This is a genomic window from Azonexus sp. IMCC34842 (assembly GCF_050368855.1).
GTDB lineage: Bacteria > Pseudomonadota > Gammaproteobacteria > Burkholderiales > Rhodocyclaceae > Azonexus > Azonexus denitrificans_A.
In genome coordinates this window covers 2,795,589-2,817,685 of record NZ_CP178449.1, presented here as the reverse complement: position 1 = coordinate 2,817,685, position 22,097 = coordinate 2,795,589, and the positions used below count along the sequence as shown (strand labels likewise).

Genomic DNA, 22,097 nt, shown 5'->3' with positions numbered 1-22,097 from the left:
TTCCCTTTGTCCTGTCACGTCTGCTGCCCGCGTAGCCTCGCCTGCGCCGGGTGGGCGTTCGCCCGAATTGGCGGCAGGATTGCGCCGGGCGGCATGGCTGAAGACGCTGTTGAAGCTGCACTGGATCAGTTCCGCCATCTGTCTGCTCGGCATCGTTCTGTTCAGCGTTACCGGGATCACGCTGAATCACGCCGGGCAGATCGAGGCCAGTCCGGTTACCGTTCAGCAAAAGCGCAGTCTGCCGGCCAATCATCTGGAAATCCTGCAGCAGATCAGCCGTGCTCCAGCGGCACAGCCGCGAGCGCTGCCGCTCGACATTGCCCGCTGGCTGGCGCTCAATTTCAAGGTCGATGTCGCCGATGCGGGAGGCGAATGGTCGGACGACGAAATCTACTTCCCTCTGCCGCGCCCCGGCGGCGATGCCTGGCTGCGTATCGGTCTGGCTGACGGCGAAGTCGAACATGAAGCTACCGACCGGGGCTGGATTTCCTGGCTCAACGACCTGCACAAGGGGCGGCATACCGGCGGGGCATGGAGCCTGTTCATCGATGTCTTTGCGGCCGGTTGCCTGATCTTTTCGCTCAGCGGTCTGCTCATTCTTAAGATGCATGCCGCACAGCGGCTGTCCACCTGGCCGCTGGTCGGCCTGGGTGTCCTCATTCCGGCGCTCCTCGCGCTGTTGTTCATTCATTGACTATCACAGGAAGTGCCCATGAAATGTTCACGCCTACTGTTGCTGGCACTGGTCTGTGCCACGACGCCAGGGATGGCCGCCGAACTCTCGGTGAAGGTAGAAATTCCGCAGTTGCCGGTGGCCGAATACCATCGCCCCTACATCGCGATGTGGCTGGAGAAGAACGATACGGCGCAGGTGACGCAGCTGGCGGTCTGGTACGACCAGAAGAAGCGCGATAACGGCGGCACCAAATGGCTCAAGGACTTGCGCCAATGGTGGCGCAAGGGCGGGCGAGAGATGGAAGTGCCGCTCGATGCGGTGACCAGCGCGACGCGCACCCCGGGCATCCACACGCTGACCTATTCGACCGGCAAGGCGCCGATCGACAAGCTGGTCGCTGGCGATTACACCCTGCTCGTCGAAGCGGCGCGCGAAGGCGGTGGCCGGGAAGTCGTTCGCCTGCCGGTCGCCTGGCCTCCCAAGGAGGCGCGTACGGCCTCCGGCAAGGGGCTTGAGGAACTGGGCAACGTCACCGTTCAACTAAAACCCTGATTTTCGGGAGAACCACTCATGAAAACGCTCAAGCTGACGCTTCTCGCCGCCCTGCTGATCGCCTCGATCCCCGCCGCCAACGCCCATCGCCAATGGCTGCTGCCATCGACCACCCAGGCCGAAGGCAATGAGCCCTGGATCACCGTTGATGCGGCTGTTTCGGAAAGCCTGTTCGACATCGACACCAATGCCCTCAGCCTGAACGGCCTGAGTATCACCGGCCCCGACGGCGAAGCCCTGAGCCCGGCGCAAACCTCGACCGGCAAGCTGCGCAGCAGCGTCGACCTGAAACTTGCCAAGCCGGGTACCTACCGGATCGCGCTGGTCTCCGAAAACGCCATGGCAAGTTACAAGCAGAATGGTGAAATGAAGCGTTGGCGCGGCAATTCGACGGAGTTGAAGACGGAAATTCCGGCCAACGCCGAGGAGCTGATGGTCACCAGAACGCTGGGCCGACTGGAAACCTACGTCACTGCCGGAAAGCCCAACGCGACGGTGATCAAGCCGACCGGCTCGGGCCTCGAACTGCTGCCGCTCAGCCATCCCAACGACTACCTGGCCGGCCAGTCGGCGCGTTTCCGTTTCTTGCTCGATGGCCGGCCGGTAGCCAATCTGAGTGTGGCGATTGTTCCCGGGGGCGTGCGCTATCGCGGCGTTCTCAGGGAAGTGGCGGTCACTACCGACGCCAATGGCGAATTTTCGGTGACCTGGCCGATGGCCCAGATGTACTGGATCAACGCCAGCTATCCGCCGCGCGTCCAATTGCCTGAAGGCCAGCCGCGGCCGGCGCCGGCTGCATTGCGCTACAACTATGGCGGGACCTTCGAGGTGCTGCCGCAATGAGTTTGCCGTTCGCCAGTCGTTGCCGGTCACGCCGAGACCCAGGCCAGGCTGGTCGGCGCGCCGTCGCCTAGGCATGGGGGTAACGTTGGAACCTGCCCGCTGGCTGGCGGCGGGTTTCCTCAGCCTGGCCTACAGCGGCCTGTGTCTCTGGTCTGGCCGCCGGGCTGCAGGGCGTTCAAGTCGCCTGGCCGAGGCGACGGAGGAGCAATCCTGGACCGTGGCCTATGCGAGCCAGACCGGCACCGCCGAAGCCATCGCCCGACAGACGGCCCTGGCGTTGCAGAGGGCGTCACTGACGGTTCGCTGTTGCCCGCTGAATGAGCTGGATGGCCAGCAACTGGCGGCCGGTGGCCGCTTCCTGTTCGTCGTCAGCACGGCCGGGCAAGGCGAGGCACCGGACAACGGAGCCGGCTTCGCGGAAATGCTCGAGGCTGACGACCGCGCCCTGGATGGGGTCGACTTTGCGCTGCTGGCCCTGGGCGACCGCGATTATCCGGATTTCTGCGGCTGCGGCCGGCGCCTGGAGGCACGCCTGGTGGCGCGCGGCGCGCGGCGCTGTTTTGACCGCATCGACATGCACCGTGCCGAGCCGGAGGCGCTCGCCAACTGGCAAGGCCGCCTGGCGCAACTGGCCGGCGCCGATGAGTTCGCGGACTTACCAGATGGCGAGTTTTTGCCTTGGCGGCTGGTCGAGCGCCAGCATCTCAATCCCGGCAGTCCCGGCGAGGGCGTTTATCGGCTGCGCTTTGAAGCCAGCGGGCAACCGTTACCACGGTGGGAGTCGGGGGATCTGGCGCAAATCATCGCGCCGGCGGAACCGGGATGTCCGCGCAACTATTCGATTGCCTCCCTGCCTGATGAGGGCGCTCTGCAATTGCTGGTTCGGGTGCGCCGGAACAACGATGGTACGCCGGGCATCGCTTCCGGATGGCTGACGCAGGGACTGGTCCCTGGCGAGGAGGTTGCCCTGCGCTTGCGGCCACATTATCCGTTCCGTCTCAACGGGAATCACGCCGGGCCTCTGATCTGCATCGGCAGTGGGGTGGGGCTCGCCGGCCTGCGCGGTCACCTTGCCGGGCGCATTGCGGCGGGCGTGAAGGAGAACTGGCTGCTGTTCGGCGAGCGCAGCCGGGCGCATGATTTCTATCGGCAGGGCGAGTTGGAGCGCTGGCTTGCCGCCGGTCAACTGGAACGTCTCGATACCGTCTTTTCCCGGGACGGCGAAGCTTTTCTCTATGTGCAGGAATGCCTGGTGGCCCATGCCGAGCTGTTCCGAAGCTGGGTTGCCCGGGGGGCGGCGGTCTATGTCTGCGGTAGTCGGGCCGGCATGGGCGATGGCGTGGACCGGGCGATCCGCGAGATCCTCGGACCTGATGGTTATCAATCTCTGGTGCAGGGCGGGCGTTACTGCCGGGATCTGTTCTAGCCGTCCGGTTACAGACTGAGCGGTTTTGTTACGAACTGTTGCATATGCGGATGAGAACCATTATCATATGAAACATAAACCTAGCCAGCCATCCGCGAGTCAAGATCTGTTTCGGTCCTGATGGAACGCCAGCCAAATCCAGTTAATACCCCACAAGGAAAAGGCTCATGGCGCACATTCGCAGTCGCAAACACTCGCACGCTTCACATTTGCTGGCCCTGGTTGCCGCTGCCCTGCCGGCTGCCGGCAATGCTCAGGAAAGCGAAACCTCATTGCCGGCAATGACCGTCAAGGCCTCTGCCGACGTGCCGTACAAGGCGGACAATGCCGCATCGACCAAATTTACCGCGCCGCTGCTTGACACGCCGAAGACGGTGACGGTCGTCACTCAGGAAGTCCTCAAGCAAACCAATGCCGCGTCGCTGCAGGAGGCGCTGCGCACGACGCCGGGGATCACCTTCGGGATGGGCGAAGGCGGTACGCCGGAGGGCGACAGCCCGGTCATTCGCGGCTTCAGTGCCCAGGCCAATACCTTCATCGACGGTTTGCGCGATCCCAGCTCGCAGTCACGCAACATGTTCGCGGTCGAGCAGATCGATATTTCCAAGGGCGCCGATTCGGCGTTCAGCGGCGGCGGCGCGGTCGGCGGCAGCATCAACCTGACGACCAAGAATGCCCGCCTTGGCAGTTTCAACGAAGCCTCGATCGGTCTGGGGACCGACAAGTACGTTCGCGCCACGGCCGATCTGAATCAGCAACTGACCGACAATGCGGCGGTCCGGATCAATCTGCTCAAGGAAACCGGCGATGTGGCCGGCCGCAATGAGGTGGATTACGACCATCTCGGCGTCAATATCTCCGCCGCACTGGGCCTGGGCGGCCCGACCCGGGCGACGGTCGGCTTCTACCACTACGAAACCGATGACATGCCGGACTATGGGCATCCCTACAACAACCCGTATGCCGCGACCAATCCGCAGTCAGTGTTCAACGGCGACGGCGGCCCGCTCAAGGTTGACCGCGACAACTTCTACGGCCTGACGTCCCGCGATTTTCGCAAGACGGAAGTCGATAGCGGCACCCTGAAGATCGAGCACGACATCAACGGCAAGTGGACCATCCGCAACGCGATGCGCTTCACCAAGTCGCTGAACGATTACGTGGTCAGCAATCCGGGCGATTCCAACGGGCTCAATATCAGCAATATAAGCCTCGGAACCAACGGTCTTGCCGGGACAGCCATTCCGCCGGGGTATCTGAATCGCAATTCGAAGAATCGCCATTCGACGACCGAGGCTTTCGTCAATGCCACCGAACTTACCGGTGAATTCTTTACCGGTAGTGTCAAGCACAATATCGCCACCGGCTTCGAGTTGAGCCGTACCGAAACCGACAACCGCGGCTATCTGGTGACCGGTGCCAACATCGCCGGTCTGCAGGTCGCCGGTGCGCCGCTCGCCAGCATTTCCAATCCCGATCCGAACGCCGCCTGGAACGGCAACATCAGCCGTACGTCGGTCGGGGCGAAGATCGATACGACGAGCCGCGGCATCTACCTGTTCGATACCGCGACCCTGAGCAAGCAATGGCTGCTCAATCTGGGCCTGCGTTACGACCATTTCAGCAGTCGTTCGGACGGCTATTCGACGACGGGCTATACGGCGGGCAGCACGACCACCGTCTACGTTCCGGTCAATCTGCGCAGCGACAGTGGTTTTGCCAGTTATCAGGCCGGGCTGATCTACAAGCCCCTGGAAAACGGCAGTATTTACCTGAACTATGCGACCGCCGCCAATCCTTCCGGGGTAAGCGCCAGTGACGGCACGGACAACCTGGCGGTGACCAATCAGGATCTGGAGCCGGAAAAAGTCAGGAACATCGAGTTGGGTACCAAGTGGAACCTGCTCGGCAACAAGCTTTCGCTGACCGCCGCGGTCTTCAAGCTCGACAAGACCAATGCCAAGGTGGCGATCGATGCCAATACCTGGGCCACCGTCGGCAAGCAGGAAACCGAGGGCTACGAACTCGGCTTCGCCGGCGCATTGACCGACAAGTGGCAGGTCTTCGGCGGTTATACCCACCTGAAGAGCGAGCTGGTCGAAGTCGGCGCGCTGGCCGCCAACCAGGTCAACAAGGGCAAGCAGTTCCCGAACACGCCGGAAGACAGCTTCAGCCTGTGGAGTTCCTACAAGGTCCTGCCCAAGCTGACGCTGGGGGGGGGCGCCTATTACGTCTCCAAGGTCTACGGCAACACGGCCAACACCAAGTGGGTGCCTGAATACTGGCGCTACGATGCGATGGCCAGTTATGAGGTTGCCAGGAATTTCAGCCTGCGTCTGAATATCCAGAATCTGACCGACAAGACCTACTACGACCGCGCCTACACCACCCACATGGTCAGCGTGGCCCCGGGGCGCCAGGCGATCATGACCGCCAACTTCAAGTTTTAACCGGAGTTCACCGACCCGCCCGTCGATTGGGCGGGTTTTTCACGTTTACGGGGTTTGCCCGTTCTTAGGAGCTTTTGCCATGATGCTGCACATTCCGGAACTGCTGACGCGCGAGGAGGTTGCCGAATGCCGCCGGCTAATGGCAGCCGCCGAATGGGTCGATGGACTGACCACTGCCGGCGCCCAATCGGCGCAATGCAAGCGCAACCGGCAACTGCCGGAAGGCACCGCGACCATCGCCCGATTGCGGGAAATCATGGTGACGGCGCTGATGAAGAACAAATTGTTCTTTTCCGCAGTACTGCCCAAACAGATCTTGCCGCCCTATTTCAATCATTACGAAGGGGGCGGCTATTACGGCAATCACATCGACAACGCCATCCGATACGCCCATGGCAGCACCGAGGGCATCCGCACCGACGTTTCGACCACCATTTTCCTGACCGATCCCGAGGAATACGAAGGCGGGGAACTGATCGTCGAAGACACCTACGGTAGACACGAAGTCAAACTGCCGGCCGGCGATGCCATCGTCTATCCATCAACCAGCCTGCACCGGGTCGAGCCGGTCACCAAGGGCGCCCGGATCGGGTCCTTTCTCTGGACGCAGAGTCTGGTACGGACGGCCTGGCAGCGCGCCATGCTGTTCGAGCTCGACATGAACATTCTGAAGCTGCGCAGCCAGCTCGGCGATACGCCCGAGGTCGTGGCGCTGACCGGGCACTATCACAAGCTGTTGCAGCAATGGGCGGAGTGATGCCGTCTGCGGATCAGCCCCCGCTGCCGCCCGTCGACCGCATTCCGTCCGATGTCGTCGCGGCCGATGACTACCGGCAGGCCGCCCGTCGGCACCTCGATGACAACGCCTGGGCCTACCTGCAAGGTGGGGCGGCCGACGAACTGACGCTCGATGATAACGTCGAGGCATTTCGCCAGATCCACCTGCTGCCCCAGCCGCTCAATGATGTCCGGGGCGGGCACACTCGCCTGAGGCTGTTTGGCCGGGACTATGCCCACCCGATCTTGCTGGCGCCGGTTGCCTATCAACGGCTGTTTCATCCGGCCGGCGAAATGGCCACCGTGCTCGGGGCCGGGGCGATGCAGGCGGGCATGGTGGTGAGCAGCCTGGCGACCTGCCGGCTCGAGGAGATCGCGGCCCAGGCCGAGGCGCCGCTGTGGTTCCAGCTCTACTGGCAAGGCAGCCGGGCAGCCTCGCTCGAACTGGTGCGACGGGCCGAAGCGGCCGGCTACGCGGTGCTCGTGCTGACCGTCGACGCCGCCGTGTTCGGCGTGCGCAACCGCGAGCAGAGGGCCGGTTTCGCACTGCCCGCAGGGATCGCCGCGGTCAATCTGGCGGCCGGGGCAAACGCCGGGCTGTCCGGTACCGGCGGAGCGAATGTCTTCGATCGCCTGATGACGACGGCGCCGCACTGGGACGATGTGGCGTGGCTGGTGGAGCACAGCCGCTTGCCGGTGGTGCTCAAGGGCATCCTCCATCCGCAGGATGCGCGGCGGGCGGTCGAAGCCGGTGTCCAGGGCCTCGTGGTCTCCAACCACGGCGGCCGGACGCTGGATACGACGCCGGCCAGCATCGACATTTTGCCGGCCATCAAGACCGTGGTCGGTGCTGATTTCCCGCTTCTGCTCGACGGCGGCATCCGGCGGGGCAGCGACATCTTCAAGGCGCTCGCGCTGGGCGCCTCGGCCGTTTTGGTCGGCCGCCCCTATGTGCATGCACTGGCCACCGCCGGAGCACTCGGCGTGGCGCATCTGCTGCGCCTGCTCCGCGAGGAACTGGAAATTACCATGGCGCTGTGCGGCGCCCGGGATCTGGCCGCGCTAGACGCGCAGTTCCTGCTCAATCCGCCGTAGTCGGGGCGCTGGCCCGAGGCGTCCATTTACACATTTGTTACCTTTGGCGGCAGTGAAAACAGGCGGTGTTTTGAGAAAATCCGGCGGCGCCCATGTCGGGCCCATCCCGATCAAGCCAGCCGCCGCCAGCCAGGGTATTGTCGTTCAATCCCCAGGAGCACTCAGCATGAGTATTCGTGCGTATAAAGATATTGGCGGCCTCATCGGCACCGGCCTGGCCCTGCTGGGCGCAGGCGGAGCGCTCGCCCAGGACGCGGTGTTGTCGGAAGTGTTGGTTTCCGCCAAGTCGGAAGCCCAGGAAGTCCGCCGCAATGCCTCGGCCGGCAAGCTGGTTTTCGACCGCGAGGAACTCGATACCCTCGATGCGGCGAGCGTCGGCGAACTGCTGCGCAAGCTGCCGGGCACCGGCATGTTTACCGACATGGACAGCGGGCCGCGCGGCCGCGGCCGTGGGCCGGACCGCAACATGCCGCAGATCCTCGTCGATGGCCAGCCGTTGCCGGGCGGCGACCGCAACCCGGCGACGGCGCTGCGCCTGCCGGTCGAAATGATCGAGCGCGTCGAGATCATCCGCAACAGCACAGCCGAATTCCCGGTACTCAACCCGGCCGGCGTGATCAACCTGGTCATGCGCGATGTGCCGCCCAAGGCGACGCGCGGGCTGAAGGTCGGCGTCGGTGCGGTCGACGACGATCCCCAGTTTCGCCTCGAAGGGCAGTACGGTGAGCCGGACGGTGATTCGGGCTACCTGCTGTCTGGCGCCATCAACCGGCGGCCCAGTTACGGCAAGCGCGAACTCGATGCGACGACTTACGGTGGCGGCGTACCGAATGGTCAGATCAGCGAAGACTCGACGACGACCGGCAACGATACCAACATCACGCTGTCGCCGCGGTTTTCCTGGAAATTCGCCGGCAACCAGCGGTTCACCCTGAGTCCTTTCTTCTCGCACACCGAAGATGAGCGGACGACCAAGGTTGCGCGCAGCACCAATGGGGTGGCGAGTAGCGATAACGAACGCGACGAAACCCGGCGGACGATGGGAAGGCTGGGTAGCGAATGGCGCCTGAGCGGCACCCAAGGGGCCGAGACAACGGCCAAATTTACCGTCCAGGGCGAGTCCGAAGCGGCCGACAAGCGTTCCGGAAAGTACGATTCGACCGGCGCGCTGACCTCCTCGATTGCCGACCGCAGCGAACGGACCGAGACCGAATGGATCGGCGATTTGCGCACCAAGCGCCTGTTCTTCGATGCCCACGTGGTGACGGTGGCCGGAGAGCTGCGTGGCAAGTCGAGCGAGGACACGCAACGGCGCAGCGGCAGCCAGACATCTTCCAATGTCGCCACGCTCAAGGAAAACCGCCAGGTCGTCTGGGGGAAAGACGAATGGCAGATATCCGAACGCCACCTGATGACGCCGGGGCTGCGCTGGACCTACCTGCAGACGCAGATCGACGACAGTAGTTCGGGGGACATCGACCGCAAGTTCCGCGCCCTCGATCCCTCATTGCATTACCTGTGGCAGATCACCGACCAGTGGAACCTGCGTGCCAGCATTGCCCGCAACAGCCGTGTGCCGTTTTCGCGCGAACTGCTGCCGGTGACGCGCCTGTCCAGCGGCACCAACTCGTCGAGCAACGCGGATCGCGGCGGCAACCCCAACCTTGCACCGGAACGCCTGCGTAGCATCGAAGCCGGCATCGAATATTTCCTCGACCGGCGGGCCGGGACGGTCGGACTGTCGGTTTTTCATCGGCAGGTGCAGAACTACACGCAGCGTTTGACCGAGCAGGAATCCGGACGCTGGGTCGAACGTCCGTACAACGTCGGCGAGGCGGAATTGCGTGGCCTGGTCTTCGACTTCAAGAGCAAGATGATCGCACTCGGCTTGCCGGCGCTGACCGTGCGTGGCAACGCCGCCTACACCGATACCCGGATGCTCGACAAGGTCGAGGGCCTGGGCGCCGGCGAGGGGCCGCGCAAGAGTGCCAATGTCGGGGCGGACTACGAAATTTCTTCGCTGCGTCTGACCCTCGGTGGCAATTTCAACTACGTTTCCGCCCTCGATCGCGAGAGCAGCGCAACCGTCAAGCAGTTGCAGGGGGCGCGCCGGCAACTCGATCTGTATGCGCTGTACAAGATCGACCGGCAGGTCGCCTTGCGTTTCTCGGCCCAGAACGTGACCAAGGAGGCGCGTCGCAACTACCTGACCGAGACCGACGGCAGCGGTGCCTTGTTGCGAACCGAAGACGATTTCACGCCGGGAATGGCGAGCTACATGCTGACGCTCGAAGCGAAGTGGTAAAGGGCGGCAATCGGTGCGTGTAAAAAAGGGGGCAGCAGCCCCCTGATCGTCTATCCGGTGCGGTATTCAAGCCGCCTTGCGCATCACCTTGCCCGGCTTGCCCAGATCGGCGTGGGCTTCCTGCAGGCATTCGTGGGCGCACGAGGCACATCGTCCGCAATCGCGCGTTACCCCGAGATCGCGCCGCAAGTCCCTGAGCGTGCGTGCGCCACCTTCGGCGGCCTGGCGAATCTGGCGGTCGGTAACGGCCTGACAAACACAGACATACATGGATCGACTCCCTGGAGAAGGGTGGGCGTTCAAATGCGAACAGTTCCTATTTTATATAGATGAGAATGACTGTCAATAGCATCTCGGATTAATAACTGCGATTTATCCGACGGCCCTGGAAGTCCTGTCGGGGTTACTGAAAGAGCGACGCAGCGAGGTAGCATCGCGGTCTGAGCGACGATCATGCCAACGGCAAAAAAATCAACGTCATTCAGCCAAATTGCGTAAAATGCCCGGCTACGCAATTGTCATTGATTGATGGCGTTTCGTTCTGTCAAACCTCAACTTTCAGGCGCTGACCTCATGCTCGAACCATTCATCTCCGAAACCCGTCTCTACAGCCTGACCTGGCGTGACGAAGCCGGGCCGGAGCTGCCGGTTGAAGCCTGGTGGGGCCAGGAAAGTCTCTCGGCCGGTTTTGAATACTGCATCGATCTGCTATCCACCGACGTCCATCTAGAACTCAAGCGCTTCATCGGTCGCGCCGTCAGCCTCGTTACCCGTCTTTCCGACGGCAGCACCAGCCCGCGCAGCGGCTACGTCCGCGCCGCCCTCAAGCTCGGTTCCGACGGCGGCTTCACCCGTTACCGCCTGATCGTCATTCCCTGGCTGTGGCTGCTCAGCCGCGGCCGGCACAACCGGGTTTTCCAGAACCGCACGGTGATCGATATCGTCGAAGCCGTCTTCGCCGACTATGCCGACATCGCCGGCTGGCAGTGGTCCGACGATGTCGCACCGTTCATGGCCGGCACCCGGCCACGCAGCTACTGCGTCCAGTACAACGAATCCGACTACGCTTTCGTCTCCCGCCTGCTCGCCGAAGAAGGCCTCGGCTGGACCGCCGAAGAAGATCAGGCGGCACCCGGCGGTCACCGCATCCGCCTCTTCGCCGACAGCCAGCGTTTCCCGGAAGATGTGCTGTCGCAATCGGCCAACGGCGGCCAAGGCATCCGCTATCACCGGGCCGACTCGCAGGAAGACCAGGACGTTGTCCTCGCCTTCGGCGAACACCGCCGACTTCTCAGCACCCTCGCCACCCAACTCGGCTACGACTACAAAGCCAAGCGCAGCGTCAGCACCAGCGTACCGACCGCCCAGGCCTACGGTAGCCGGCGCGCCCCGGTCCTCGAATCCTACGACGACAGCGGCCTCTACGCCTTCGCCACCAGCGGCGAAGCCGAACGCTACGGCCGGCTCGCCATGGAAGCCCTCGAAGCCCGCTACCAGACCTGGCTCGGCCGGGGCACCGTGCGCAGCCTGCGGCCCGGCACCCGCCTCGACCTGCTCGGCCTGCCGAGCCAACCCGACGCCCCGAACGACGGCCCCGCCGGCTACGTCATCACCGAGGTCAGCCACCTCGGCATCAACAACCTTACCGGCCAATCCATCAGCGCCATCGCCAGCCGTCTCGGGCAAAGCCAACTGATCGACGACCCCCGCGCCCTGGCCACCGGCGACCTCATCGAACCGCTGCGCGCCCCGGCCCGACTGCCGGCCGAACTCGTCAAGCTGGCCAGCGAACGCGGCTACGCCAACAGTTTCGCCGCGCTGCGCAGCAAGACCTCGTGGCGCCCCCGCCTGGTCGACGACACCGGCGCCCGCCTCAACCCCCGGCCGACCGCCCCCGGGCCGATGAGCGCCCTGGTCGTCGGGCCGAACGGCGAAACCGCCGCCAACGGCAGCGACGAGTTATGGTGCGACGCCTTGGGTCGGGTCAAGATCCGCTTCCACTGGCAACAGGCGGAAACGCCGGACGACCGGGACAGTTGCTGGGTCCGCGTGCTGAGCCGGCAGGCCGGCCCCGGCATGGGCTGGCAAATGCTCCCCCGCATCGGCCAGGAAGTTCTCGTCGACTTCCTCGGCGGCGATATCGACCGCCCCTACCTGATGGGCGCCCTCTACAACGGCCAGGGCGAAGGCGGCGTGCCGGCAACGCCCGGCGGCGCCCCGGGCGAAAGCGACACCTCGGTCTTTGAAGCCGCCAGCGACCAGCGCACCAGCGGCCAAGGCAACCTCGCCGGCGGCAACAGTCTGGCCTGGCACGGCGCCGCCGAAAGCAGCCACAACCATCCCGCCGCCCTGACCGGCTTCAAGAGCAAGGAATTCGGCGGCGCCGGCTTCAATCAGCTGGTCATGGACGACACCGACCACCAGCAACGCATCCAGCTCAAATCGACGCAACACGTCAGCGAACTCAACCTCGGCCATCTGGTACACCAGGCTGACAACTACCGCGGCAGCTTCCGCGGCACCGGTGCCGAACTCAGAACCGACGCCTACGGCGCGCTGCGCGCCGGCCGCGGTCTGATCATGAGCACCTGGCCCCACGGCACACCCGGCGCGCCGGCCGGCGACATGGCCCCGGCCATGGCGCTACTCAAACAAGCCGACACCCTGGCCCAAACCCTTAGCCAAGCCGCCGGCACTCACCAGACCGTCCAACTCGCCAGCGCCATCGGCAGCATCGGGCAAAATAAAAGCACCATCGACGACAGCGCCGCACCACTCAAGGCCCTGCATAAAGTCGCGAGCGGTATGGCGGACGCCAAGGATCAGAACGCCGCGCTCAGCGACGCCGACGCCAAAAACACCAGCGCCGGCCAAAACAAAGTCCCGCACCTCACCTCCCCGGCCATCATCCAGGCCGCCAAAGGCGACTTCGCCAGCGTCGCCGGCCAGAACCTGCAATACGCCAACGGCGAAACCACCACCTTCGAAAGCGGCGAAGACAGCAACTTCGCCATCGCCGGCAAAACCCGCATTCACAGCGGCCAGGCCATCGGCTTGCTGGCCGGGGCGATCAAGGCCGGCGACGGCAACACCGGCATCAAACTGATCGCCGCCAAGGACGACCTCGAGCTGCAGGCGCAAAGCGATGAGATGAAGTTCCTGGCGAAGAAGGAGATGAAATTGGTCAGTGCCAATGCCAACATCGACTTCGCGGCGGCCAAGAAAGTCCACCTCGCCGTCGCTGGCGGGGCGAGCATCACGATCGATGGTGGGATTACGGTGCAGTGCCCAGGAACGATTACGGTGCATGCGAGCAAGAAGAGTTTTAGCGGGCCGGAGAGCTCTCCCTTTGCCTTGCCAGAGATGCCTCGCGAGTCGATGTTGTTCGACGAAAAATTTCAGTTAACCGATACAGTGGGCGATCCACTAGCCAATATGCGACTAGAAATCATCAAGCCGGATGGCACCAAGACCCCTGTTGTTACCGATGCCCAAGGCATGATTCCGCTTCAGCAAGGCTTCAATATTGAAAAACTGACGATCCGTGTCCTTGGTCGAATCAGTAGTGGAGGTGCTCAATGAACGCGGTGCCGCCAAAGACTGAGCGCAATCAGTCAGCGCAAGTCGACAAGTCAGGGAAACCGACATTCGAGTGGACGCTTACCGGCTCGTCTTTGACCGATACGGTTCGCCTCATTGCCGGGCCATTCAATGTGCTTCCGGTGATATTTGTGCCGGGCATCATGGGTTCTAATTTGAAAGCTAAAGCTGGCGGCACGCCAGTTTGGCGACTTGATACCGGCGTAGGCGGAATTCCTTGGGGGATGCTGAAAGGTTTTGCCACGAAAGGCTCGGGACCGCGACAAAAACTACTTCACCCTGATCGTACTGTGGTTGATGACGGGGGAAAACTACCCAAGAATGGAAAATATTCGCAGTCGACCTACCGGGAGCGAGGTTGGGGCGAAGTTGGCGAAGGTTCTTACCATCAGTATCTTTTGTGGCTTGATGATCAACTTAACCCTGCAGAACGTAATCCGGCCTTGTGGCAAGAGTATTTCCAGGCCGAGGCAACAATATCGGCGCCATCGAAAGCTGGTGACAAACCCAAGCTATTTCCCGGCATCAAAATGGGGATGCCGGACGAGCCCTTCGGTGCAGAGAAGGCGCCGTTTCAGTCCATCACGACCGACGATCTGATGGCCCGTGCCAAGTTCTTGATGCCAGTTTATGCCTGCGGCTACAACTGGCTGGACAGTAACGCTATGGCCGCACTACGTTTGCAGGATCGCATCCTTAAACTGATCAAGAGCTACAACAAAGGTCAATACCGCTGTGATCAGGTTGTATTGGTCACTCATTCGATGGGGGGGCTGGTGGCCAGGGCTTGCGCGCAGATCGATGGCATGGCAGAAAAAATTGCCGGTATTGTGCACGGGGTTATGCCCGCCACGGGTGCAGCAGTGGCTTACAGGCGCTGCAAGGTCGGAATGCGCGATGAGGACTTTGGGGCTGGCCTGGTGATAGGGAGTACCGGCCAGGAGGTTACGGCCGTCTTTGCTCAGGCTCCCGGAGCATTACAACTACTGCCATCGCAAACCTACGCGTCGGAGTGGTTAAAAGTTCTCGACGAAAAAGGGCAAAACCAACTCAGCTTGCCCAAGAGCGGTAAGTCGTCATACAGCGCCATCTATCGAGAGCGCAAGCAATGGTGGGGATTGGTGAATGAAGCTTGGCTGTCGCCGAGAGAAGGGGAGCCAATTTTGTGGGAAGAATTTTTGAATAATCTGGATAAAGCCGAGAAATTTCATCAGGGACTGATCGCCAAATTCCATCCAGCAACCTACGTTTTCTATGGTGCCGACAAGAAACAGAAGAGTTTTGAGAAAGTGACCTGGCGCATGCGCCAAGGGATTGCCCCAGATAAACGGCAACGACAAAGTCCAAAAGATGTCACAGGACTCGGGCATGGTGCACTACGTGAAGAAGGTGGCACTCCCGCCTATGTCGGCGGAAAAACAGAAGTCATTCCATCCTTCGGCATGGGAATGGCTAGCACTTACGAGAGCAGCTATTGGGAACTGCATTGTGAACTGCAGGATGGTGCGGGCGATGGGACCGTTCCATGCAGTTCCGGTGCTTCGCCTCTGGCACAAGGTGGCGGGAGTATTCGGCAGCAGTTCAAATTAGCTGGTTTTGGTCACGAACCCGCCTATCACGACTTGAAGGCTCAGCGCACCACCTTGTATGCCATCAATAAACTGGCAGGCATTGCAAAACGCCCAGCATGATGCGCCAGCTTTCCAGGAAAACCATCGTGATTATTGCGACCTTGATGGTCGCAATTTTGAGTTACCTATACTTTGTTCAGGAAAAAATTGTGAGCGATCCCGCAACTTTGCCGCCAATGCGCACCCACTGTGTAGGACGCTATTTGATTGATCTGCCTGAAGACTTTGCGCTCACCCTCGGCAGCGAACTTCAGCTTTACTATGGGCTTGGCAAGGATTTTGAGCGAGTCCAGATTGAGCTTTCTCGACTAAATGGCGAACAGCCGACATTTCAGCAACTAGTCCGACAGAGAGTTGGAGAGTTGCAGGCGATGCCGCACGCAGAGGCTCCGTCGCGAAACATGCTGGCGGGACTCAAAGAAATTGACGAAACCATGGCGCTTGTGAGCGCATATGACAGTCCTGAACTGCTTGAATCATTCAGGTTGCATCTCTTTGCACAACGGGGCGAAGCCGTAGTCCGCTACGAGAATTTTAAGTACCACGTATCCGAAAAACCCATTGAATATTTTGAGCGTCAACTGCTCAATGTTGCACAGGGTACCACCTATACTGTGGCATCAACCGGGGCTCAAGGCGGTACCTGTATGGGTACTACCACCATCAATGCAGGTCAGGATGGAGAGGTTTTTACGCAAGCTTTCCGCAGCAAGGAACGTCCCGACGTGCTCATCTCAATTGACATGAACTCGCTCCCGGAGAAAGGGGATGGTGGCTTACTGAAGCGGGTGGACGGCAAGGCAGATATGCTGACGAAGCTCGGTGTCAGTTCAACTACTTTACGCCGTGGAAAAACCACTATCAGCGGACGCCCTGCCGAAGAATTACTTGATCAAGGCAAAGATAACGACAAGATCGTTAGATTGTTTTCAGCTGAAACGCTCATTACGGAACCGTCAACCCTGGTCAAGCCAGTTCTTGCTGTAAGTATGTCTATGGGCGGGCAAATCGATGGTGGGCCCTACGTCGACGCTTCTCTATCGAGGGATGAAGCACTCGCATGGTGGGATGCCATCATCAGCAGTATCCGAATGCGCTAATCCGTCAATACCTGTCGATAGCGAGTCATCGCCATATCTCCCGACTCGCGCAGACGTTAAAAAGCCACGGCATAAAACCGTGGCTTTTTGATTTGTCCGGCAACCCGAGGCTGGTCAGTCCCCGCCTGGTTCCATGTGGGACTGCAGGTAGTTTGGCAGGGTTACGTTCTCGATCAGGCTTTGCTGGGTTTCCAGCCAGTCGATGGCTTCTTCGCAGTGTTCGAGCAGGTCTTCGAGCAGGTCGCGGCTGACGTAGTCTTGCAGTTCCTCGCACAGGGCGATCGATTCGATCAGTAGCGGGCGCTGGATTTCACGCTCGTACTTGAGGTCGCCTTCCAGGCATTCGACGACGTTTTCGCCGATCAGCAGCTTGCCGAGGTTCTGCAGGTTGGGCAGGCCTTCGAGGAAGAGGACGCGCTCGATGACTTCGTCGGCTTCCTTCATGACGCGAATCGACTGCTTGTACTGGTAGTCGTTGAGTTTTTCCAGGCCCCAGTTGCGGAACATCCGGGCGTGCAGGAAATACTGGTTGATCGAGGTCAGTTCGTTCTTCAGCACCTTGTTCAGGGCTTCGATGACTTTCTTGTCGCCTTTCATGCTCGCTCCTTAAGCTGGGCTGCCAGAGCCCATCTGGCTCTGCTGGTAGTTCGGCAAACCGACCAGTTCGATCAGCTTGAGCTGCTTTTCGAGGAAGTAGGCGTGGTCCATTTCGGTGTCTTCGAGCTGCACGCCGAGCATGTCGCGGGTTACGTAATCCTGGGCCTTTTCACAGGCTGCCATGGCTTTCTTCAGTTCGCCATCCACCTTGTATTCGACCGCGAGGTCGGATTTCAGCATTTCCGGCACGTTCTTGCCGATCTTCAGGCCGTCGCGCTTGCTGAGGTCCGGCTTGCCTTCGAGGAACAGGATGCGCTGGATAAGTGCCCGGGCGTGCTGGCGTTCGTGGTCGGATTCGTGAATCGACTTCTGGGCCAACTCGTTGAGGCCCATGTCGGCGTACATCTCGCCATGGATCAGGTACTGATCGACGGCGGTCAATTCGCCGGCCAGCAGGCCGTTGAGGATGTCGATGATTTTCTTGTCGCCCTTCATGGTGTTTCTCCGGAGTTCGTTGGAAACTGGCGGCTGGCTGGCGAAAAGCGGCTGGCTTGCCTCGGCGCCCATTCTAGGCGTTGGTTGTGTCCTTTTCCACCCAGATGTGACGTGCGACAGCATGTTCAAGGGCCAGTTCAACTTCATCGGCAAGGATCACCGTCATCGGTCGCTGTTGCAGCACCTTGAGCGGGCGGTTCTCGGCCAGGCCGTAGGCGGTTAGTTGCTCGCGCTGGAGCGGGTCGATTTCCTCGCCGAAGGCCGCCAGACGGACTTCCGTGCCGGGCGGGATGAAGGCGAGGGGCAGGCGGGCTTCGTGTTTCGGGCTCATGGGGTTACCAAACGGCGCGCAGCAGCAGGTTGAACAGACCGCCGATCAGGAAGGCGAAGGGGACGATCACGGCGACCATGGCGAGGGCGGTTTTGGCGCCCTGTTCCTTGACCATCATCATCAGGCTGGCAAAGCAGGGGATGAACAGCGTGATGGTGATCATGCCGACTACCGCTTGGATCGGGCTCAGCGAGTGGGCCATGGCGAACAGCCCGGTGGCACCGAAGTCGCGCCGCAGGAAGCCCATTACGAAAGCGGCGGAGGCTTCCGGCGGCAGGCCGAGCCAGCCGCTGACCAGCGGTTCGCCGGCGCGGATGATGGCGGGCAGGGCGCCGGTCTTGTCGAGGGCGTACATGATGAAGGTGCCGAGCAGGAACAGCGGGATGACTTCGATCAGGTACCACTTCAGGCGGCCGCCGGTTTTCTTCAGTACGTTACCGAGGCTGGGCAGGCGCATTGGCGGCAGTTCGGTGACGAGCGGGATGCGTCGGCCGGGAATCAGCTTGGCGGCGAGGAAGCCAGCGAGCAGCAGGATGCCGAGCATGGCCAGGGCCCAGATCAGCAGGGCGGTGAAGGAGACGCCGCCGAGCATGCCGAGGACGACCCCGAGTTGGGCCGAACAGGGAATGGCCAGGGCGAGCAGGAAGATGGTGATCATCCGTTCGCGCGGGCTGTGCAGGATGCGCGTCGTCAGCGTCGCCATCGTCACGCAGCCAAGGCCAAGGACCATCGGCAATACGGCGCGGCCGTTGAGGCCGATCAGCGCGAACAGCCGGTTGGCGATCACCGTCAGGCGCGGCAGGTAGCCGGAGTCTTCGAGCACGCCGAAGGCCAGGAAGAAGGTCGTGACGATGGGCAGGATCAGCGCCAGCGCGTAGGTCATGCCCATGGTCCATAGCCCGTACTGGCCGACCAGCAATTCCGAGATCCACGGCACATTGACCGTGCTATTGACGAAATGGGTGAAGGCCGGATTCAGGATGCCTTCGAACAGGTCTTCTTCGAGCAGGCCGACCAGGGTTGTCGCGCCGAAGACGCCGACGAACTGGTAAACCAGATAGAGCACGCCGAGCAGAATCGGAACGCCCCAGAGCGGATCGACGACGTAATGGCCGATCCGCTGCGAGAGCAGCGGGCTGCTCTTGGCGGCGCGCTGGATGGCGCTGGTGGCCAGGGTGTCGGCCGCTTCGGTGCGTTCGCGGGCGAGCAGCGTCGGCAGCTTGCCGGTGACCCGCGCATCGGCCTGCTGGCGCAGTGCCGCCAGTTCGGCGAAAGATTCGCCAGCCTGCTCGGCCAGCCAGACGGCGACTTCCGCATCGCCGCCGAGAAAGAGAATGGCCAGGCCGCGCGCCGCCAGACGCGGATGCGGGGCGAGGCGGCTGATTGCCACGGTGGTGGCGATGATCGCGCTTTCGATTTCTGCGTCGTAGCGCAGCAGAGGCTGCGGCGGCAGCGCATGCTGCAGGCTGCTGGTCAGCTCGCCGACCCCTTCGCCGCCGGTCGCCACGGTGGCCAGCACCGGGATGCCGAGTTCTTCGGCCAGGGCCGGGATGTCGACGGTGACGCCGCGCGCCGTCGCTTCGTCATGCATGTTGAGGGCGAGCACCATCGGCACGCCGAGTTCGGCGAGCAACGCGGTCAGGGTCAGGGTCCGGCGCAAATTCTTGGCATCGCCGACCTGCACCAGGCAGCGGGTGTTTTCGCGGAGCAGGGCGCGCATCGTTGCCCGCTCGTCATCGCTGCGCGATGGCAGCGACAGCACGCCGGGCGTGTCGAGCAGCATCGCTTGGCGGTCGAAGCGGGTGCTGGCCCGGGTGACCTCGACGGTGGTGCCGGGATAGTTGGAAACGTTGACGTAGGCGCCGGTCAGCCGGTGAAAGAGGACCGACTTGCCAACATTGGGGTGGCCAACGAGCAGGATGGCGTTGGCGGTGGAAACAGTGGCGTTCACGTTGATTCGGACATTCAGGTTAGGCGGGCGGCCGGGAAACCCCCGGCCGGCCCCAACTTTACGACGGATTGCTCACCAGATGAAGAAAACCAGCGTCCACACCGTGGCCATCAGGCCGACCGGGAAGAGCATGGTCAGCCCGGCCGCAGCCCGGCGCGGTAGGCTGGCGCTGGCCAATTGCACCAGGCGCAGGGCGAGCCACAGGCTGGCCAGACAGCCGGTGCCGAGTAGGCCAATCCGGAAATAGGGCAGCCAGCCCAGCCACAGATGCTCGGCCTTGAGGTGCGTGACGGTCAGCATCGACAGGCCGAGAATGACGCTCGCCCCGGCCAGCGGCGTCAGGGCCAGGGCAAAGCGCTGCCAGCTGAGGGCCGCGGTCCTGACCAGGCGGGCGGCGAGCAGCGGGCCGGCGAGCAGCAGGCTGCCCAGCACGAAGCCGCCGCCGAGCAGGTAACCGAGGATCAATACGCCGTCCAGCCAGGTGAACAGGTCGCTGGCTTCCGGGTAGTGGGTGAGCAGCCACCACGGCACGTCGTTGTCGAGCAGCAGGAAGTGATCGTGCTCGACCAGCCATTCGGCCAGCGCCAGCTTGGCGTTGAGCAGCCAGGGGCTGAGCGTCCATTGGAAGGCGGCGGTGGCGACGCCGAGCACGCCGTAGAGCAGCGTCAAGGCATCCGGCGTGCGGGCCGGCGCCTCGAGATCGAGGACCTCGGCGAAGGGCGAGCGGGCGCTGTAGGTCACGGCGTCGCGCTGGCCGGCGCAGCGACCGCAGGAATGGCATTCGGAAGCGCTGGTCATGCGCCGGACATCGAGCAGCGGGGCGCAGTTCACCGGCTCGAAGTCGCCCTCGTGCCGGTCCCAGGCGGCGCGGTCGACCTTGTAGTGCAGCGGGGCGATCTTGGCCAGCACGGCGAAGACGCCCGAGGCCGGGCACAGGTAGCGGCACCAGATGCGCTTTTCGCGGCCGTAGAGCAGGCCGATGCCGAGCGCTGCGACGGTCGAGCCGCCGAGCACCAGCAGCGCGGCTTGCGGGTATTCATAGACGCTGACCAACTGGCCGTAGACGGTGGTGGTGACGAAGGCGACGAAGGGCCAGCCGGTCCACTTCAGCCAGCCGGGCAGGGCCTTGCCGCGGCCATACTGGCTGACCCATTCGGAGAGCGCGCCTTCCGGGCAGAACAGGCCGCACCAGACGCGGCCCATGGTCACCGTGGCGATCATCACGCCCGGCCACCACAGGCCCCAGAAGCAGAACTGGGCGAACAGCCGCAGGTTGTCCCAGATATGGGCGCTTTCCGGCGGCAGCGGCAGGAAGGCAGGGATGATGACCATCGCCGCGTAGAGCACGATGACGACCCATTGGGTGGCAATGATCGACCGGCGGTTCCGGCGCAGGAACAGGCCGATCTTCTCGACCCGATTGCGGGGCTGGCTGGCATGGAAGTGCACAACGTGTTCAGCCATGTGACGTTCTCCGCCAGGCCAACAGCACGACGCCCCAGTAGCCGGCCCAGGCGAGCACGGAGGAGAGCGCCGGGCGGGCGCGGTAACCGGAAAAATCGGCGAGCAGTTTGCCGGCCTTGGTGGTGTCGTCGATCAGCATCGACGTATCCCAGACCGGATCGATCAGCGGCGGCAGCCAGCCGGCCCCGATCAGGCGGTCGACGGCGGCGATCAGCAGGGCGGAGGCGAGGATCAACAGCAGGATCGACGAGAGGCGGAGCAACAGGCCGATGTTCAGGCGGGCCAGGCTCTTTGCCGCCAGCCAGGCGGTGGCGCCGGCCCCGGCAAAACCGGCCAGGGCGCCAAGCAGCAGCGCCTTGAGATGGCCTTCCTGAGCCATGCCGTAGAGGAAGATCACCGTCTCGGCGCCTTCGCGGGCGACCGCCAGCGCCGCAACGATGGCAACGCCGAGGTAGCCGGAGCGTTCGGCGGCGGCCGTCAGGTCGGCGTGCAGCCGGGCTTTCATCTGCCGACCGTGCCGGCGCATCCACAGCACCATCTGGGTAATCAGGCCGGCGGCGACGAAGAGCGTCGCCGTCTGGAATATTTCCAGCGCTTCGCCGGTCAGTTCATCCTGCACCGTCAGCAAGGCCCAGCCGAGCAGCAGCGCGAGAACGACGCCAGCCGCCAGGCCGCCGAACAATGCCCGGCGCCCGGCCCCGCTGTCGTCGTTGGCTTTCAGCCAGGCGTAGAGAATGCCGGCGATCAGGAAAGCTTCGAGGCTTTCCCGCCAGACTACGAAAAAGGCGTTTCCCATTTTAGTTG

The 22,097-nt window shown here is 62.5% G+C and carries 18 protein-coding genes; 11 read left to right on the top strand and 7 right to left on the bottom strand.

Annotated features, from left to right (window positions below; all coding sequences use genetic code 11):
- Window positions 1–67: 67 nt before the first annotated feature.
- The 8 genes from ACLIKD_RS13380 to ACLIKD_RS13345 all read left to right on the top strand — a co-directional run bounded on the left by ACLIKD_RS13380 (window position 68) and on the right by ACLIKD_RS13345 (window position 10,124).
- Window positions 68–694, top strand: a complete 627-nt coding sequence (locus ACLIKD_RS13380; RefSeq protein WP_428825463.1) for a PepSY-associated TM helix domain-containing protein — start codon at window positions 68–70, stop codon at window positions 692–694.
- 18 nt (window positions 695–712) lie between these two features.
- Window positions 713–1,228, top strand: a complete 516-nt coding sequence (locus ACLIKD_RS13375) for a DUF2271 domain-containing protein (RefSeq protein ID WP_428825462.1) — start codon at window positions 713–715, stop codon at window positions 1,226–1,228.
- Window positions 1,229–1,246: 18 nt separating this feature from the next.
- A complete protein-coding gene (locus ACLIKD_RS13370) occupies window positions 1,247–2,071 on the top strand; it encodes a DUF4198 domain-containing protein (protein WP_428825461.1) in 825 nt (274 codons plus the stop codon).
- An 85-nt stretch (window positions 2,072–2,156) separates the two neighbouring features.
- The gene (locus tag ACLIKD_RS13365) at window positions 2,157–3,497 is read left to right on the top strand and encodes a sulfite reductase subunit alpha (protein ID WP_428825460.1); all 1,341 of its coding nucleotides are present in this window, start codon (window positions 2,157–2,159) and stop codon (window positions 3,495–3,497) included.
- A gap of 167 nt (window positions 3,498–3,664) precedes the next feature.
- A complete protein-coding gene (locus ACLIKD_RS13360) occupies window positions 3,665–5,947 on the top strand; it encodes a TonB-dependent receptor (protein ID WP_428825459.1) in 2,283 nt (760 codons plus the stop codon).
- Window positions 5,948–6,026: 79 nt separating this feature from the next.
- A complete protein-coding gene (locus ACLIKD_RS13355) occupies window positions 6,027–6,704 on the top strand; it encodes a Fe2+-dependent dioxygenase (RefSeq protein WP_428825458.1) in 678 nt (225 codons plus the stop codon).
- On the top strand, window positions 6,704–7,819 hold the full coding sequence (locus ACLIKD_RS13350; RefSeq protein ID WP_428828344.1) for an alpha-hydroxy acid oxidase: 1,116 nt from the start codon (window positions 6,704–6,706) through the stop codon (window positions 7,817–7,819). Before ACLIKD_RS13355 ends, ACLIKD_RS13350 begins: the two co-directional genes overlap by 1 nt.
- 166 nt (window positions 7,820–7,985) lie before the next feature.
- Window positions 7,986–10,124 (top strand): TonB-dependent receptor plug domain-containing protein, encoded by a 2,139-nt coding sequence (locus ACLIKD_RS13345; RefSeq protein ID WP_428825457.1) that lies wholly within the window; start codon window positions 7,986–7,988, stop codon window positions 10,122–10,124.
- Window positions 10,125–10,190: 66 nt separating this feature from the next.
- Here the strand turns inward: ACLIKD_RS13345 and ACLIKD_RS13340 are convergent, their stop codons facing one another.
- Entirely contained in the window at window positions 10,191–10,394 is a 204-nt protein-coding gene (locus tag ACLIKD_RS13340; protein WP_428825456.1) for a (2Fe-2S)-binding protein, read from the bottom strand.
- 303 nt (window positions 10,395–10,697) lie between these two features.
- Here ACLIKD_RS13340 and ACLIKD_RS13335 point away from each other — a divergent pair, with 303 nt between their 5' ends.
- The 3 genes from ACLIKD_RS13335 to ACLIKD_RS13325 are packed head-to-tail and all read left to right on the top strand — an operon-like array spanning window position 10,698 to window position 16,455.
- Window positions 10,698–13,706 carry a type VI secretion system Vgr family protein gene (locus ACLIKD_RS13335; protein WP_428825455.1) on the top strand — a complete coding sequence of 1,003 codons (3,009 nt, stop codon included), beginning with the start codon at window positions 10,698–10,700 and terminating at the stop codon, window positions 13,704–13,706.
- Entirely contained in the window at window positions 13,703–15,415 is a 1,713-nt protein-coding gene (locus ACLIKD_RS13330; RefSeq protein WP_428825454.1) for an esterase/lipase family protein, read from the top strand. Before ACLIKD_RS13335 ends, ACLIKD_RS13330 begins: the two co-directional genes overlap by 4 nt.
- On the top strand, window positions 15,412–16,455 hold the full coding sequence (locus tag ACLIKD_RS13325) for a T6SS immunity protein Tli4 family protein (protein WP_428825453.1): 1,044 nt from the start codon (window positions 15,412–15,414) through the stop codon (window positions 16,453–16,455). The genes ACLIKD_RS13330 and ACLIKD_RS13325 overlap by 4 nt, the downstream gene beginning before the upstream one ends.
- A 114-nt stretch (window positions 16,456–16,569) precedes the next feature.
- On the opposite strand, the gene bfr (ACLIKD_RS13320) is transcribed toward ACLIKD_RS13325, so the two are convergent.
- The 6 genes from bfr (ACLIKD_RS13320) to ACLIKD_RS13295 all read right to left on the bottom strand — a co-directional run bounded on the left by bfr (ACLIKD_RS13320) (window position 16,570) and on the right by ACLIKD_RS13295 (window position 22,089).
- Window positions 16,570–17,052 (bottom strand): bacterioferritin, encoded by a 483-nt coding sequence (gene bfr / locus ACLIKD_RS13320; protein WP_428825452.1) that lies wholly within the window; start codon window positions 17,050–17,052, stop codon window positions 16,570–16,572.
- A gap of 9 nt (window positions 17,053–17,061) precedes the next feature.
- Window positions 17,062–17,547 carry a bacterioferritin gene (gene bfr, locus ACLIKD_RS13315; RefSeq protein WP_226416701.1) on the bottom strand — a complete coding sequence of 162 codons (486 nt, stop codon included), beginning with the start codon at window positions 17,545–17,547 and terminating at the stop codon, window positions 17,062–17,064.
- Window positions 17,548–17,620: 73 nt separating this feature from the next.
- A complete protein-coding gene (locus ACLIKD_RS13310) occupies window positions 17,621–17,878 on the bottom strand; it encodes a ferrous iron transport protein A (RefSeq protein ID WP_226416700.1) in 258 nt (85 codons plus the stop codon).
- A gap of 4 nt (window positions 17,879–17,882) precedes the next feature.
- Window positions 17,883–19,829: a ferrous iron transport protein B gene (gene feoB / locus ACLIKD_RS13305; protein ID WP_428825451.1), complete on the bottom strand. Its 1,947-nt coding sequence runs from the start codon at window positions 19,827–19,829 to the stop codon at window positions 17,883–17,885.
- Window positions 19,830–19,901: 72 nt separating this feature from the next.
- A complete protein-coding gene (locus ACLIKD_RS13300) occupies window positions 19,902–21,293 on the bottom strand; it encodes a 4Fe-4S binding protein (protein WP_428825450.1) in 1,392 nt (463 codons plus the stop codon).
- The gene (locus ACLIKD_RS13295) at window positions 21,286–22,089 is read right to left on the bottom strand and encodes an FTR1 family iron permease (RefSeq protein WP_428825449.1); all 804 of its coding nucleotides are present in this window, start codon (window positions 22,087–22,089) and stop codon (window positions 21,286–21,288) included. Before ACLIKD_RS13295 ends, ACLIKD_RS13300 begins: the two co-directional genes overlap by 8 nt.
- Window positions 22,090–22,097: the final 8 nt, after the last annotated feature.

Coding starts and splice junctions, on each gene's coding strand:
- ACLIKD_RS13375 (WP_428825462.1), top strand. CDS start 713: ATGAAATGTTCACGCCTACTGTTGCTGGCACTGGTCTGTGCCACGACG.
- ACLIKD_RS13370 (WP_428825461.1), top strand. CDS start 1,247: ATGAAAACGCTCAAGCTGACGCTTCTCGCCGCCCTGCTGATCGCCTCG.
- ACLIKD_RS13360 (WP_428825459.1), top strand. CDS start 3,665: ATGGCGCACATTCGCAGTCGCAAACACTCGCACGCTTCACATTTGCTG.
- ACLIKD_RS13355 (WP_428825458.1), top strand. CDS start 6,027: ATGATGCTGCACATTCCGGAACTGCTGACGCGCGAGGAGGTTGCCGAA.
- ACLIKD_RS13350 (WP_428828344.1), top strand. CDS start 6,704: ATGCCGTCTGCGGATCAGCCCCCGCTGCCGCCCGTCGACCGCATTCCG.
- ACLIKD_RS13345 (WP_428825457.1), top strand. CDS start 7,986: ATGAGTATTCGTGCGTATAAAGATATTGGCGGCCTCATCGGCACCGGC.
- ACLIKD_RS13340 (WP_428825456.1), bottom strand. CDS start 10,394: ATGTATGTCTGTGTTTGTCAGGCCGTTACCGACCGCCAGATTCGCCAG.
- ACLIKD_RS13335 (WP_428825455.1), top strand. CDS start 10,698: ATGCTCGAACCATTCATCTCCGAAACCCGTCTCTACAGCCTGACCTGG.
- ACLIKD_RS13330 (WP_428825454.1), top strand. CDS start 13,703: ATGAACGCGGTGCCGCCAAAGACTGAGCGCAATCAGTCAGCGCAAGTC.
- ACLIKD_RS13325 (WP_428825453.1), top strand. CDS start 15,412: ATGATGCGCCAGCTTTCCAGGAAAACCATCGTGATTATTGCGACCTTG.
- bfr (WP_428825452.1), bottom strand. CDS start 17,052: ATGAAAGGCGACAAGAAAGTCATCGAAGCCCTGAACAAGGTGCTGAAG.
- bfr (WP_226416701.1), bottom strand. CDS start 17,547: ATGAAGGGCGACAAGAAAATCATCGACATCCTCAACGGCCTGCTGGCC.
- ACLIKD_RS13310 (WP_226416700.1), bottom strand. CDS start 17,878: ATGAGCCCGAAACACGAAGCCCGCCTGCCCCTCGCCTTCATCCCGCCC.
- ACLIKD_RS13300 (WP_428825450.1), bottom strand. CDS start 21,293: ATGGCTGAACACGTTGTGCACTTCCATGCCAGCCAGCCCCGCAATCGG.
- ACLIKD_RS13295 (WP_428825449.1), bottom strand. CDS start 22,089: ATGGGAAACGCCTTTTTCGTAGTCTGGCGGGAAAGCCTCGAAGCTTTC.